At 65.8% G+C, this 14,632-nt stretch carries 9 protein-coding genes; all 9 read right to left on the reverse strand.

The genetic code is table 11. The features are described from left to right. Position 1 precedes the first annotated feature (1 nt). Positions 2–3,706 carry a type IV secretory system conjugative DNA transfer family protein gene (locus ACZ462_RS26470; protein ID WP_467805492.1) on the reverse strand — a complete coding sequence of 1,235 codons (3,705 nt, stop codon included), beginning with the start codon at positions 3,704–3,706 and terminating at the stop codon, positions 2–4. 469 nt (positions 3,707–4,175) lie between these two features. After that, positions 4,176–6,233 (reverse strand): hypothetical protein, encoded by a 2,058-nt coding sequence (locus ACZ462_RS26475; protein WP_467805494.1) that lies wholly within the window; start codon positions 6,231–6,233, stop codon positions 4,176–4,178. Between the two features lie 140 nt (positions 6,234–6,373). Next, positions 6,374–8,128 carry an AAA family ATPase gene (locus ACZ462_RS26480; RefSeq protein ID WP_467805496.1) on the reverse strand — a complete coding sequence of 585 codons (1,755 nt, stop codon included), beginning with the start codon at positions 8,126–8,128 and terminating at the stop codon, positions 6,374–6,376. 362 nt (positions 8,129–8,490) lie between these two features. Beyond that, positions 8,491–9,039 carry a hypothetical protein gene (locus tag ACZ462_RS26485; protein WP_467805497.1) on the reverse strand — a complete coding sequence of 183 codons (549 nt, stop codon included), beginning with the start codon at positions 9,037–9,039 and terminating at the stop codon, positions 8,491–8,493. Between the two features lie 90 nt (positions 9,040–9,129). Next, a complete protein-coding gene (gene mobL, locus ACZ462_RS26490; protein ID WP_467805498.1) occupies positions 9,130–11,406 on the reverse strand; it encodes a relaxase MobL in 2,277 nt (758 codons plus the stop codon). Positions 11,407–11,501: 95 nt separating this feature from the next. Then, positions 11,502–12,536, reverse strand: a complete 1,035-nt coding sequence (locus ACZ462_RS26495) for a hypothetical protein (protein ID WP_467805500.1) — start codon at positions 12,534–12,536, stop codon at positions 11,502–11,504. Next, positions 12,536–13,060, reverse strand: a complete 525-nt coding sequence (locus ACZ462_RS26500) for a hypothetical protein (RefSeq protein WP_467805501.1) — start codon at positions 13,058–13,060, stop codon at positions 12,536–12,538. Before ACZ462_RS26500 ends, ACZ462_RS26495 begins: the two co-directional genes overlap by 1 nt. A gap of 63 nt (positions 13,061–13,123) precedes the next feature. Then, positions 13,124–13,834, reverse strand: a complete 711-nt coding sequence (locus ACZ462_RS26505) for a hypothetical protein (protein ID WP_467805503.1) — start codon at positions 13,832–13,834, stop codon at positions 13,124–13,126. Next, complete coding sequence (locus tag ACZ462_RS26510; protein ID WP_467805504.1) at positions 13,831–14,619, reverse strand: hypothetical protein; 789 nt, start codon at positions 14,617–14,619, stop codon at positions 13,831–13,833. The genes ACZ462_RS26505 and ACZ462_RS26510 overlap by 4 nt, the downstream gene beginning before the upstream one ends. Positions 14,620–14,632: the final 13 nt, after the last annotated feature.

Here is a 14,632-nt window from a genome sequence, read left to right on the forward strand (position 1 = left end):
GCTACTTCGAGTTCATCTCGATGGCCATCGCCCTGTCGAACCGGCCGTCGGCCAGCACCTCCCAGCTCGGCAGCGAGGCCAGGTACTGGTAGAAGGCCGAGTGGACCCTCACCGTCGCCAGCGACTTCAGGTCCTCCTCGGTGACGTCCTCCTCCGCGAACACCCGCGAGTCCTCGTCCTTCACGTGGCCGTTGATCAGGCGGGCGGCCTTGGCGTACGCGTCCGAGCGGATCTGGCTGATGTAGGTCTGAGACCCGTCGGCGCTGCGCAGTTCGCCGTCGCCGCCGACCGAGAAGTGCTCGCGATCCTGTTCCAACTCGGTCTGCGCGGACTTGTAAGCCTCGGCGATCTCGATGTCCAGGCTTTTGACCTTTGCCGAGCCGTCGGGATTGACCAGCATCTCCTTGCTGATCGTCCCCTCCGCGTAGAGCAGACGCTGCCGCTCGACGCTGGCCGCCTGACTCTCGGCGACTGCGACACCGACCTCGACGTTCTCGATGAACTGGTCCTCGTCGAACATGCTCATCCCCTCGTACTCGTCGGGGTCGACGACCACCGGAGCGTGGGGGTCATGGCCCTCGTCCACCGTGGTCATCGTCGTGATGACCTCCATGACTTCGTCGGCGTAGACATCCGGGTCCAGGCGCTCGATGTCGACCTCCCGGTAGCCGTAGATCTCCTTGTACTGCGCCTTCGCGTCCGCGGCCTTGACCGCCTGCCGCATGCGCTTCTCCAGCATCTTCACGAAGTCCGGCTGATTCATCCGCACGTCGAAGTCCATGGCACTGGACAGCGTGGGGATCGTCTGCAGTGAGTACGTGTGCCCCGGATGCTTGATCGTGTTCCTCAGCAGCCGGACCGACATCGGCAGGATCGTCTGGTTGCGGTTCCAGATCGGCGCATCGCCGGCCCGGAAGACGATCGAGTTGCGCGGCGAGAGGAAGGCCATGTCGTTGTAGCTGATCAGCGGCTCTTCCTTGGTGCTCATCGTGTAGGAGACCCGGCCCTCGGTCTTGCCGCCGATGACCTTGTCGAGATCCTGGCTGATCTGCTTGCTGTCCCTGTACGAGCGGTGAGTCCTGCCGCTCATCTTCTCCAGCGTCTCGATCATCGAGTCGTCCGTGGATTTCAAGAAGACGATGTTCGAGGTGTTGCCCTGCACGATCTTGTCGACGCTCTCGCCGTAGACGTCGCGCAGTTGCTGCAGGGTCTGCAGGATGAGCGTGAACTGCTGCTCCTGGCCCAGGCCGATGGAGAGCATCGTCGCGAAGCCGTCGATGCCCTTGCCCTCCGACTGCAGGTTGCCGAGCTCGTCGAGCATGAACCGCGTGCGGTAGAGCGGCTTCTGGTTCGACTTCGTCATGTACGACTGGTCGGCGCTCACATCGAACAGCTGCTTGACCAGAATCAGGATCAGTTTCGCGTACTTCATCAGGTGAGGCGGGGTCACCAGGAACAGCGCCTTCGGGGACTCCGAGTAGCGAGACAGCTTCTGCGTGATCGCCCGTGCCTGATACGAGACCTTCTCCGGGTTGCCGCCGCCGGAGAAGTCGAGCCGCGTGTCCGGGTAGAGCGTGTCTCCGGCCTGGAAGGACAGGATCTTCCCGTCCCGAGTGCCGCCCTCACGCACCGGCTTCAGCTCGCGCATCACGCCGTTCTTCACGATCTTCTTGCCCGTCACAGGCTCGACCACGTAGTGCCGGCCATTGAGCGAGACCTGGTGGGTCTTCGTGAAGCTGAAGTAGAAGGTGCGCAGCAGCATCTTCGTCTGGGGGTTGACCAGCTCCAGCTTGAGCCAGGCTTCGGCGCCGGGGAACTTGCCCTTGAAGTTGTACCGGGCCCAACCTTCGCGGCCGACGATCTCCTCGTGCTCGAAGTCCTCGCCGAGGTTCTCGGTGAACATCGGGTCCGCGTAGGCGGACCACACGGCCTGTTGACCGACGAGGTGGTCGCGCTTGACGTAGTTCGGCGCGAAGCGCACGCCGAGGCGACGCGGGAAGCTCAGTCCGGCCAGGTCGGTGTTCTGCGACGGCTTGCCCGAGGTCAGCGTCGAGATCGTGGGGTCGGTGAAGAACGACATGGCGGTGATCGCGATGCCGTACACAGAGGCGAGCATCTTCTCCGCGCCGGCCATCGAGCGCAGCGCGTTGTGGGCGTTGCCCACCATCGTGCGCATGTTGTTGCGGGGCAGCGCTTCGCTCGCGTTGAAGTACAGGCTGAGCATGTCCTGATCGGCCTTGCCTTCCCACATGAAGGCCCGGGCCGCAGCCTTCTCCTGCTCCTCGGCCAGGGCGTCCGCGTCGTTGTCGAACTCGCCTGCCTTGACCCGCTTTTCCAGTTCGGCCTCAGGGTTCTTGACCTTCTTCGAGCTCATCTGCACGAAGAGCTGGTAGCAGTTGTAGAGCGTGACCTTGCCCCAGAGGTCGTCGAGCTTCTGCTCGAGCAGCACCGGGTCCATGTTCAGCACGGCTGCGGCGCTGCGCAGCTCCCGTTCCTCTTCCAGGTAGAAGTCGATGAGTCCGTAGGCCGCGCGCTTGAAGGCGTTGTTGGCGGCATTGGGCCAGACCGGGTCCTCGCCGCCGTCGAGCGGAAAGAAGATCCCGGCGATGTTCTCCACGTACAGTGCGCACTTGGTGAAGTTGCCTTCACGCGCTGCGTCGGCCGCCAGCCCCAGGGGGTTGTAGATGTCGGTCTTCATGGAGTTGATCAGGTTGAACTGCACCGGCTCGAACCCCCGGGTGACCAGGGGCACGTAGTTCTTCACCAGCAGCTCGCCCTTGGGGTCGTTGATGACCATGTTCGAGGGCTTCTTCTCTCGCGACCACATGTCGATGACCGGCTCGATGTACGTCTGGCCCTTACCGGCTCGGGTGATGGCCAGCACCATGGTGTTCACCGGCGCGGTGTCGACTATGTACGCCCCGGCAGGGCGCTGGACCTCGTACTCCGGGAACGTCCAGTCCTCCTTGATCAGGGCAGCGACGGTCTTGTACGTGTTCGATCCGAAGCCGAGTTTGTCGCGGTTCTTGCCGTCAGGGTTGTACGGGATGCGTGTGGCGTCGTACTTCTGTCGCAGGGTCTTGTCAGCGGGGAGGCCGGAAGCCTCGAACAGCTCGTCGCCGAAGACTTCGTCGATGATCGGCAGGGTCCGCGTCAGCGGACTGCCTTCGTCGTCGTCCATGACCTCGCCGGCGTAATAGACGAGGTTCCCCTCCTCATCGGTGACGTCCTCCTTGGCGCGCTGGGCGACCTCGACGGTGCCCAGACCCTTCTGCCTGAGCATCATGTGGCTGAGCATCGAGCTGACCTGCACGCTCGAGTGAGCACCGGCGTCAGGGAACCAGTCGTAGTTCTGCTGGATCTCTTCCGGCAGAGCGATGTGCTGGTCGTTCTGGTACTGGTTGATGTCGCTCGTGGTGTTCATCAGGTTCGCCGCGGCGACCCTCCGCGAGAACCACGTGCCGATGACGAGGGCGACCATCAGACCCGAGCCGAGCGTGATGAAAAGCTTGAACCCCGAGACGTCGGCCAGCTGCTCTCCGACCGACGCCCCGCTCTTCTCGGGCTCAGCCGGCCTGCCGGCGCCGAGCTCGCCGTCCTTCGCCGCGGTGTACCAGACGGGGACCGGAACAGCCTCAGCGCTGGGGTGACACTTCGCCTTCACGTCCGGGTTGCCGTCCCGGGTCAGGGGTCGGTAACACTTCACGACCGAGCCGCCCGCACCCGTCATGGTGTCCTGAACGTAGTACGCACTCGGCTTGCCGCTGCCGGACACGCCCGAGCCCGCGAACACGCCCACCGAGAGCACCGCCGCGGCGATGAGCGAGTAGAGGACCCAGGCAACGACCGTCACCAGCACCCCGGTAGTCACCGCGACGACGATGCCCGGTCTGGTCGACCTCAGGGTCAGGAACTTGCTGCGGTCCAACTGCTGGCTGTCGTGCACGTCTCGGTTCGTCAGCGTCTCGCCGGGCTTCCGCGCCGAGATCTTCTCCCAGCTGCTCGCCTTCGGCCGTGCCGCCTTCCGCCTGTTCGTGGCCATCGTGATTCCTTACTCCCGAGCCTCGCCCATTTCGCTGTCCCGCTGTCCGTTGCGCCCGGCTGCGCAGACGGCGACGGCGCAGGGGGAACGCGCCCCGTGCGCCGTCAGATCACCCCGGTCATGACCGGATCGCTCAACGGATGAAGACCACCCCGACGATGAAGCCGGCCACACCCATGAGGAGCGAGAGCGTGACGATCATGACGACGAGGATCTTGTTCGAGCGGCTCTGCATCTCGGAAGCCCGCGCCAGCTCGTTGGCGTAGGCCTCCTTGTCGGCCTGCATCTCCGTCAGGCGGGCTTCGTACCGCCTGGCCGCTGAATCCTCGACCGTCGTCAGCTGCTTGAGCAGGTCGGTGACCCGCGTCACCTGGAAGTTGGTCTTCTCCTTCTCCAGGTTGAGGTTGTGCTGCCACTCGGCGTCCCGGGTCGCCATCTGCGTGATGGCGTCCTTGCGGTTGCGTTCGAGCTCGTCCTCCATCCGGCGGATCCGGTCGGCGTGCTCAGAGCGCATCGATTCCAGGAGGTCCTGCTGTTCCCGGCGCAGGATGCCGATCTCGTCCGTGGTCCGCTGGTGCTCGGCCAGCGCCTCGGACTGGGCGATGTCCGCCTTGCGGTTGTCGTCGACGATTCGCTGGATCTCGGACTTCCACCGGCTCAGGCGCTCTTCCTCGGCCGCCAGGTACTCCGACTGCCGCTCGGCCAGCACCTCGAATATCCGCGTCTGCCCGGTCTGCATCTTCAGCGTTGCGTCCGACCGCCGGACCCGCAGGATTTCCTGCTGGTTGTGCGCGTGGGTATCCTCGATGTCCCGCTCGATCTGGGCTACGGAGTCAATCTGCTCGCGCTCCATCCGCGAGCGGTTGCGCTCCTTGTACTGCAGCTCCGCCGAAAGCGCCGCCTGCTGGGCCACCTTGGCGGCCTGCGCCTCGTAGTCCTTGGCGATCTCCGCCCGGCGGGCTCGGGCCTTTTCCTCCCTCTCTGCCTGCCGCTGCTGGTGCTCAGCCTCAGCCGCATCCTTCAACAGCTTGTACCGGGAGCCCTCGCGGTCGGTGGCCACCGCACGGATGACCTGCTCGGTGTGCGCCGACATGAGGTTGACGTAGAGCGCACGCAGCTCAACCTCGTGCGCGGAACGGAGCTGCATCAAGTCCGCGTTGGCCTGCCGGTTGAGCTGGGCGACCTGGTCCCCGAGCCACTCGGTCGCTCCCTCGGGCACGGCGATCTGTACGACCGGTGCGCCGATGGTGAAGGTCGCGTTGAACTCGTCAAGCCTTACGTCCAAGTCCAGTTCCTCGGAGAGGAACCGGCGGGCGATGACGTCGCGTACCTGGGCCTGATCCGCCAGCGGCACGGCGTCGCCGGCTTCCTGGTAGTCGCCTTCGACGTCGTAGCCGGCGTCGGTCTCGTCGAAGCCCTCGTAGCCGGTCACCTCGTCGCCGTCGTAGTCCGGCTCCGGCTCGACCGAAACGGTGCCCACGTCGTCCCCGTCGAACACGGGTGCGTCCACCCGTTCATCGTCGTCGACGACGTCGCTGAAACGCGGCTCGTCGTCCAGGTCCTCGTCAGCCCCCTCGTCACCGGGGATCTCATCGAAGATCGCATCCCCCTCGTCCTCATCGAGGAGCGCCGGGGAGGGGTCGGCGGTCCCAGCCTCGGCGACCAGGCCGCTGTGTTCTTCCCACGCCTTCTTACCCACGGCTTCTTCGAGGGTCGTGATACCTGCGGCGACGAAGCGCGCCTGTGCGAAGGTCGCGTCGTTCACCAGATCGACGAGCAGATCGCCGCCGGGCTTCTGCCACACGACGGCCCAGGCGTAGGTGGCGCCGGTGAGCAGCGAGTACTCCTCCATGCGCGCGAGCGTCTCGTCGGTGGGGATGATGCCGAAGACTTCCTCTTCGAGCATCTCTGCCGTGGCCACCGTGCGGATCTGGTCGGAGCTGATGAGCTCGATGATCGAGCCCTTCGCCTCGTCCCGGCCGTGCCGCATACTCAAGCCGCCGATCTCCTCGGCAGCAAGCACGAGCATCACCCAGGCCGTGCCGCTGGGAAAGACGAACGGAGTGTTCGACCGCAGCAACTCGACCGCTGCCGGGATCGCCGTCTCTCTCACCACGGAGGCCAGAAGCTCATTGGGCTTCTTCTTCCGTTCCTTCTTCTGGCGGACCGCCGCCGCTCCCAGAATGCCCATTGATGCCGATCCCCTCGCCAAAAGAACACAGTCCGCCTGGTTTACGAGCATCCTATCGCCGCTTTGTCTGAGTAGGCAACTATAGGGCCACGAAGGGCTATCGACTCGTCAGTCGACTAGGTCCGCCGGTCTTTACCGACTCATCGCACCGCGCTGACCTCGATGTAGGCGTCGGAACTCAGCAGGTTCTTGTCGTCGCTGACCAAGTCGCCGACGACGTCGATGCGGATCCGTCGCTCTGAGGGGTGCTCGTTGAGGAAGGTCGCCACCGCGGTGGTGACCTCGTTGGTCAGCCTCGCCACGGCCGCACGCGCGCCGCCGGCATCGGAGTCGGTGTCACCCTTGTCCTCGATGAGGTACTGCAGCACCCTCGCATCGACGTCGACCCGCACGTTGTGCTTGATGAACACCTCCTGCACCATCTCCCGAAGCTTCTTCCGCACGATCTTCTGCTGCGTCGGCAGCGACAGCGGCTGGAAGGGTACGATCGCGTCGATGCGGCCCAGCAGCTCGGGCGGGAACCGGTTGTCGCCTGTCGTCGAGGAGATGGAGCGGCGGATCAGCTTCTCGTACTCCATCAGCTGCTTGCCCGAGCCGGTGTCGTCGGCGGCGTACTGCGAGATGCTCTTGTAGATCTCCGTGCCGGCGTTCGTCGTCAGAACGATGTACGTGTTGAGGAAGCTCACTTCGCGGTTGTTGTCGTCGTTGAGCCGGCCGTCGTCGAGCACCTGTAGTAGCACGCGCGTGACCATCGCCGAGGCCTTCTCGACCTCGTCGAAAAGCAGCACGGCGTGGGAGAGGTCCCACACCCGCTTGGTGAGTTCGGAGCGGAAGGCCGCGAATGACGAGTCCTCGGCGTACTCCGTCATGTCGAAGCGGATCAGGTGCCGCTGGTCATCGCCGAACAGCAGCTTCGCCAGCTGCTTGGTGAGTTCGGTCTTGCCGACGCCGGTGGAGCCCGTGAACAGCAGGCTCGCCATTGGCTTTCCCTTGTCGTTGAGGTCCGCCACCGCCAGCTGTAGGCGACGCGCCACCGCGCCGGTCGCCCATTCCTGGCTGAACACCTTCTCGTCCAGCTGCTTCTTGATCTTCGCGCCGTCGACCTTGAAGGCCACGTTGACGTTCAGGGTCTCCATGAGCACGTCCGAGAGCAGGTCCCGGTCCATCGGCCGGTGCGTCAGGCGGGACCAGCCGACCATGGAGTCGAGCACGAGGATCGACTTGCGCGGTTGAGCGCTGGCCGGCATGTAGCGCTGGGTGTACTCGTAGATCTGCCGGAAGATGTGGTCGTCGTAGAACTCGCCAGCCACCCCATATCGTTCGGCCATGCCCTGCAGAATCTTGATCGTCGTCGACTGGTCGGGCGGGTTCAGGTTGATGCGTTGCAGTCGCTCGACGAGCGGCTGGTTCGGCGAGATGTGCTTGTGGAACTCCTCGTAGGTTGTCGCCGCGATGATCCTGATGCCGCGGGTTCCCGATGCGGCGAGGACCGGCTTGATCGCCTCGACGGCGGCGTCGGAGAGCTGAGCGACCTGATGGAACTCGTCGATGAAGAGGACCAGTTCGTGCTTCTCGTTTCTGACGAAGTCCTCGGCCTCGTCGAAGAAGCCCTTGAGGATCGCGGCCATGTTCTCGGCGGTGCCCGCCTCGGAGATCATGCGCGCTGGGTCCACTTCCAGGTAGAGGCGGTCCTTGTCCACCAGCATCGTGGCCTGGACCAGGGCTGTCTTGCCTGTGCCGGCCTCGGCCAACAGGAGCGCGTTGCACAGCTCGGGACGGCTCAGCGAGGCCAGCAGCTGTGTCGTCTCGTGCTCGCGGCCGACGATGTCGCGCTCGGCCTTCTTCAGCGGCTCCGAGAGTTTGGACAGGAGCCGGTAGCGCTCGTTGAGCTGCACCTCTTGGAACATGCCACACAAGACCTCTCGACAGGACTCACGTTTCGACTGCAAAACCAGTCAAAACCTATCATGAGTCGCACTCGATAGGGCTTGAATGGGGGACTGGAAGGGGTCGTGAGGGCATTCGGAGGGGGTCTTGGGAGGCGGCCGCGCGATCAGTGCTCGACATCTCGTAGTCGTAGGTCGTGCACTCCCGTGGGTCAAGGTGAGCGACTTGTGCGTCCGGATGCGTGCGGTCGCGCGCTGACGGTTTCGGTGGCGCGAGCTGACCGACAGGCAGGCGCCCCCGTGTAGCCGAGAGGCCCCTGGATGTCATTCCAGGGGCCTCTCGAGGGCTTGACTCGGCCTCGCCCTTGGTCTCAGCCGACCGTCGGCTGGTCGACCTCGACCTCGGCTGCCTGCTCCCGCTCGGTCTCGGGAGCCGAAGTCCGAGCCTGCGACTCCTTGGCCGCGGCCTGGGCGTCGCGGGCTGCACGCATGGAGGCCAATTGACGGTCCAGCGTTCTGCTGTCGACCGTGAACTCGGAGGCCTTGACGGACTTGGTGTTGACCACCAGGCCGGTGCCGTGCGTCGCGGGCATCACATTGCCCTTGAAGCCGTAGACGGTGCCGATCTCGTTGCCGTCCTTGTCCAGGATCGGCTCGGTGTTCGGCCCCGCGGCCTCGACGATCTCCTCCATCTGACTGGTGGAGTACGGGGCGCCGTTGTTGTAGCGGACCTTGCCGTCCTCGCCCTGAACCCGATCGGACTTCAGATGCAGGTCCGTTTGATTCGGGCCGCGCAGGTCTCGAGCGTCAAGCTGGATGTCGGCGTACCGGGACTTGCCATCCTTGGTGAAGCCCTTCTTGTAGGCTATCGCGATGAGGTTGACCCCGGTCATCGCGCCCTTGCCCTTGAGAAGTGCCATGATCTCTTCCCTCCACTTGTTCCGACTGTCATCTGACAGTCGACCGCGATCAGTCACACCGCCCGAACAAGACGTAATCAGCTCGTCTGGTCAGGGCTCAAAAGCGGTTGAGATGGACGGCTGATGCGAGTCGGATGCCATCTCGGCGTCTGCTGTGGTCACAGCCTGATCGACTCGGGCCTGGACCCGCACGACCAGGCCGGCGTCCAGCGAGGAAGCCTTGGACCGCCGCATCCCCTCGGCCTGCTCACGCCCGGCGCGCAGCTCCGCGATTCGGGAACGCAACATGAGCGAGCCGGATCGCCGGCCCGTCTGCTGGGACGTCAGCTCCCGGGACACCCGTGTCATCGCCGCGACATCGTTCACCGGCAGATCGGCGATCGCCTCTGCCTGACCGGACTGGTCCAGGTAGTCCATCGCCGCCAGCAGCAGCCGTCGGCGATCCCTGGCCGTCTCGACGAAGGCCTGGTGTGCGCGCGGCCCGATGACGACGTCGGTGACGAAGTCGTAGCGCAGGTGATGTAGATCCAAGCCTTTGACCTCGTCGAAGTCATACGCGGTACCGGCGACGACCTTGAAGTCGGTGCTGACCGCGTCCGTCTCCGGACTCACCCGATCCTCGGCGCTCGACCCCACGCGCAGCACCAGGCCGGAGGAAGCGAGATCCGCCCGGAGGCCGTGCAACTTCCGGTCATAGGACTGCTTCATCGTCCGAATGCGCGCGTCCAGCACCGCCCGGCCGCGCATGCCCTCGGTCAGGAGCCTGCCGCCGGGCTGACCGTAGATCGTCCGGCCCAGATTCTCGGCCTCCTCGGAGTCTTTCATCCGCTGCAGCGAGGCATCCGCGCGCAGGGCCATGAGCGAGAGCAGCCGCCGGCCGTAAGCCGCCACGTCCTGCTGCTGCTCGTGCCATGCGCCCGCACCCCCGACAAAGGGCAGGAAGTGCCGGTACTTGCTCATCAGCCTCCAGTGGTAGGCCTCCTCGAAGCGATAGAAGTCGTAGAGCGGGCGCGAATCCTCTGCGGCCGCACCGGCCTTCTCGGCCCGTTCCCACTGGTGGGTGAGATCGCGGTAGACCCCGGCCTTCTCCCGGTGATGCCGTAGACGTGAGGCGTAGCTGCGCAGCCGGAAGCCGAAGGAGACCAGATCGGCTTCCGTGTTCTCGTGGTCCACCTGACGATCTGCAGCCAGCGCCGCCATCTGCTGGTAGTCCATCCCCATGACTTCGAGCATCGGCGTGCGCACTCGCAGGTCCGACTCCGGCATGGCCCGAAGCATCTGGTAGATGCCGTTGACGGCGCGCTCCGTGATCTGCGTACGTCCCTGCTCGACCAGCTTCTGCCATTCCTCCGTGCTCAGAGACTCCTTCGCGCGGCGCTCGTCGGCGTAGTCGACGATGCGCTCCATGGCCGCGGGCATCGGGGACCCAGCACGTTCGAGCTGCTCGTTCACGAGCTCGGTCACCAGCTGGTTCGCCTTGCGCATGCGAGCGTCGTCCGAGCCGGCGCGCCAAAGGGTTCGGTCCCCAGGCAGGCAGGCGACCAGAAACTGCGGCAGGGACTCGGCACGGATTCGCTCGTGCGCCCACCGCTTGATGAAGGTGGTGACGTTGCGCCGCTCGTAGCCGACGGCGCTGGAGAGGTGAGCGACCGCCTGCTTCTCGTGGAGCCAGGCATCGACGCCGCGGCGGAGCCGGGACTTGTGCCGGTCCAGTAGCTTGCCGCGCTGCGTGCCGTTCTTCGTCACCTGGCCCCGGCCGCCGTCGACCATGGCCAGGTGGCAGTGCACGTGCTCGGTGTCGACCTGGATGACCCCCACGTACCGCAGGTCGTCGAAGCCGCTGGTGCCCGAGCCCATCCGCTCCAGGCCGTACATGATCGCCATGCGCAGCTTCATCTGATCGATGTGGCCGCGGTAGTCACCGCGGGCTTCGCAGCGGAAGTCAACGTCGATGATCTTCTGCTTCCGCAGGTACTCCTCGTCGAAAGACAGCACGGTCTTCAACACGGTGTGCCCCGCGTCGAAGTAGCGCTGGATGTCCTTGCCGGCCGCCTTGAGCTGTTCGTCCGAGAGCGAGACCGAGCCGTAGCCGAAGGCCACGCCGCCGTCGCCTTGCGCCTGCCGCATCTCGTGCTTCGTCGCACCCCGCGAGATGCCGGCGCGCTCGACGGCGGACTCCCGCGCCGTGTAGCGCAGGATGAAGTCGTCGGTGCGCAGACGCCGGATCGGAGCCAGGGACTCCGTCGCCTGCGCGCGGGCCATGTACCGGGTGACGTAGTCGCCCGGCGTCGCGCCGCGCGATCCCTTGCCGCCGGGCAGCAGCACGCTGAACTCATTCACGATCACGATGTCCTGCTTCAGGCCCATCGTCGCTCTCCTTCCTGTCTCGCCACCGATGCACCACGGGCCCCGGCTCCCGTCAGCCGGCTCCCCGGGCCGCGCACGTCACGCCTGATCCGTCCTCAGGAGCCCAAGCTCTGCTCGTCGTCTACGCCGAAGTCCAGGTCGGCCGCACGCTGGGCCACCTGGAGCTTGCGCAAGTCCAGGCTCGGGGCGGGCTTGACCTCATGTCGGCGTGCCTCCTCCTGCAGGTCGGGACCGAGGTTCAGGTCGCGTTGCGCCTCACGGGTCGGGACCGAGGAAGCGGACGGCACCTCCTGCTCTTCTGCCTTGTGCAGTGGTGCAGCCACGCGCTCCCGGTAGAGGTTCTCCGTGGTGCCCTCGGTGCTCGCACGCTCGGTCTTGTACTGCTCGCGTTCGGCGGCGATCTCCGCCTCGATCTGCCGCAAGCGTGCGTTCACGCCGTCGGCCACCGGCGCTGCCTCGGGCGCGGGCGCTCCGACGACCTGCTTGGTCTCGGTGTCCAGGCCCAGCTCGTCCTCGGTGAACAGCGGGTTGATCGCGTCCGAGCGCGACTTCAGCCCACGTGCGTCGACTACGGCCTCGGCCCGCGGGACGCCGTTCTCGGATTGGTCGGCGAAGTAGTCGGCGAGGTCGTAGCCGCTGGACTCGAGATCGATCTCCAAGCCCCCGATGCCGTGGATCTGTGTGAAGACCACGGGCACATCGCCTTCGGTCTGCACCTGCGACGGAGCGAGGACGAGCACGTCCGCCGTGGCCGGCAGCTCCCACTCGATCCCAGTGACCTGCTCGGGCACGGTGAAGCCACTCGTGAAGTATCCCTTGCCGGCCAGCACCACCAGCTGCTGGTCGTCGAACTCGTAGAAGGCGTCCACCTTCTCGCCCTGGCCGGGGGAGTAGGTCACCTGGGATATACCGAACGGCAGGGCCTCCGCAGGGGTGACCGAGCGCAGCTCGCCCGTCATGTGCAGATACGGGCGGTAGTTTTCCTCCCGGCCCCGATGCTTGAGGTCGAGGGATTCGACCATGACGCCGAGCTCGGCGGCCACGCCCTCCAGCCGGTACGTCTCCACTCCTCGTTCCCGCAGGACACGGTGGGCCCATACGTCGTTCATCGTCAGTCCTGCGGTGCGCATCACTTGCTCCTCTTCCGGTTGGTCCTGCTCTGGTTGGTGGTCCTGGTCGTGGACTCCCGTGTGGCGTCGGCCCCGGTCACGTCGCCCCGGGCGTCCTGGATCTTCGCGATCATCCGTGTTGCCCAGCGCCACATGCCGCGCATCACGACGATCTCGCCCGCGGCGAGCAGTGCGACCAGGAAGAGGAGCGGCACCAGCCACAGGGCGATGGTTCCATCCGCGCTGAGCGCAACCCGGGATGCGCCCGACTGCTGGTGCAGCCATGCGCTCAGCAGCGGGATGATGACCACGGCCGTGATGCATGCCAGCAGGTAGTCGGCGAGAAGGACGACGGCCCGGAAGAACCCCGCCCACACCACGACGGAGAACCCGCCGGCCTGATTCCTCGGAGCCAGGCGCCGCCATCCGGTGCGCGGCTTCGAAGCCTTGGGCTCCTTCTCAGGCTTGGCCGTGGTCTTCCTCGCCGCCGAGGCCGTACTCGTCGGGACAGTCGTCTCGGTCTTCTCCAGGGCCTGAGTCGACATCTTCGTGTCCTTACGTCTCGTAGAGGTCTTCTGGGGTGCGCGCCGAAACGGTGGGTGCTTCGCTCACCGCTTCGGCTTGGGGGAGGACTGTTCCCCGCCGGCCCCGACGAGGGCGTCGCGGGTCTTGCCGGAGGCCCGATAGGCGTCCAGCGATGTCGCCGTGCCGTCCTGAGAGGTGGAGTAGGTGATGACCACGAACTCGCTCTTGGCGGCGCTGCTCTTATCCGGTCCAACGCGGACCGGATCGAGACGGGCCACCCCCGTGTAGGAGTAGTTCAGGCCCTGCACTCGACTCACGTGAACGTCCAGACCGGCAAGCGCGTACGTCGTCCCAGCGCCCTTCGCGGCTCCGGTCGCAGTCATCCACTCCGGCACGAACTCAGTCAGTACCCGGGACTTGTGGTCGAGGAAGCCGTAGCGCGCGTCGAGTAGCGCCTGCTGCTCCTTGACGGTCCGGCTCGACGCCGAGCTGTCCGTGAGGCCGAGCAGAAGGGACCGGCCCGTCGTCCTGTCACGGTTCACCCGCTCGATGTCCACGCCCGGCAACTGGGCCAGCAGCGCCGTGTGCCGTGCTGCGAGCTCGGTCCGGGCGTCGTTGAGGTCGCCTTCGAGCTTCTGAACGACCGCGTTGTCCTGGATGTCCGACACCGCCGGACCGGCGCTGAGCAGTCCGGCTCCGAGTGTGACCACCGAGAGCGCGAGCAGCGCCCCGGTGCCGCCGAGCAGGATCCTCCCGGCGTGCAGGCGCAACTTGTCGTTGATCTCCTCCTTCACGGTGCCCTCACCTCCTGCTCCAGAGCCTTGCCCGTGACCGTCGTACCGGTCCGGATGTTCACGAATGCGTTGCGGACCAGGTCGTAGTCGGCGCGGGCCCAGGCCAGCACCGCCGGCTTTTCGCCCGTCCCGGTCCTGGTCTCCATCGCCAGCCAGGTCACCGCGATGGTGCCGTCGTCGTTGACCAGGTAAGGCACCTGGCCGGCCCACTCGAAGCCCGAGTCGAAGCTCATGGGGATCCCGACGCCGGCTGGTACGTCCTTGTCGCCGGCGAGCAGGTACCACGGACCCAGGTCTTCCTGGTGTACCGAGGGGGCAAAGTAGGGGAGGAGATTGCGCAGCGTCGACTGAGACGTCGCCGCGTCGAGCTTGCCGCCGTCTGCCGCCACCTTGGGCGTCAGGTAGCGGTAGTCGTTCTGCAGCTTCGCGACTTGACCGGCCGCCCTCAGGGCCGCGGTCAGACCACGCTCGGCGTCGTCGGCCTTCGGTAGCGCCGCGGTCTTCGCCTCGGTGATCCTGAGCTGCTCCCGCAGAGAGGACACCTCCGGTACAGCCGTACCGCGCACCGCGCTCTGGCCGTCGGACGTTCCTGCGGAGAGCAGGAAGCACAGCAGTGCGCCGACACCCATGCTCAGACCGGCCGCAAGGGTGCGCTTGCGCAGGCCGCCCGCGGGCTCCATGCGCTCAGGAGTGTCCGCGCCCTCCTGCGAGGACCTGGACGTCGCGACGAAGCGTGTCTTGCGTACCGCGGACCCGCCCGACTCATCGGTCTGTGTCGACGCCATTGCCCCTCAACTC

The organism is Streptomyces sp. NPDC031121 (assembly GCF_055570615.1).

Bases quoted from the DNA above. Each gene is read 5' to 3' on its own strand.
- ACZ462_RS26500 (WP_467805501.1), bottom strand. From the start codon at position 13,060: ATGTCGACTCAGGCCCTGGAGAAGACCGAGACGACTGTCCCGACGAGT.
- mobL (WP_467805498.1), bottom strand. From the start codon at position 11,406: ATGGGCCTGAAGCAGGACATCGTGATCGTGAATGAGTTCAGCGTGCTG.
- ACZ462_RS26485 (WP_467805497.1), bottom strand. From the start codon at position 9,039: ATGGCACTTCTCAAGGGCAAGGGCGCGATGACCGGGGTCAACCTCATC.
- ACZ462_RS26475 (WP_467805494.1), bottom strand. From the start codon at position 6,233: ATGGGCATTCTGGGAGCGGCGGCGGTCCGCCAGAAGAAGGAACGGAAG.
- ACZ462_RS26495 (WP_467805500.1), bottom strand. From the start codon at position 12,536: ATGCGCACCGCAGGACTGACGATGAACGACGTATGGGCCCACCGTGTC.
- ACZ462_RS26510 (WP_467805504.1), bottom strand. From the start codon at position 14,619: ATGGCGTCGACACAGACCGATGAGTCGGGCGGGTCCGCGGTACGCAAG.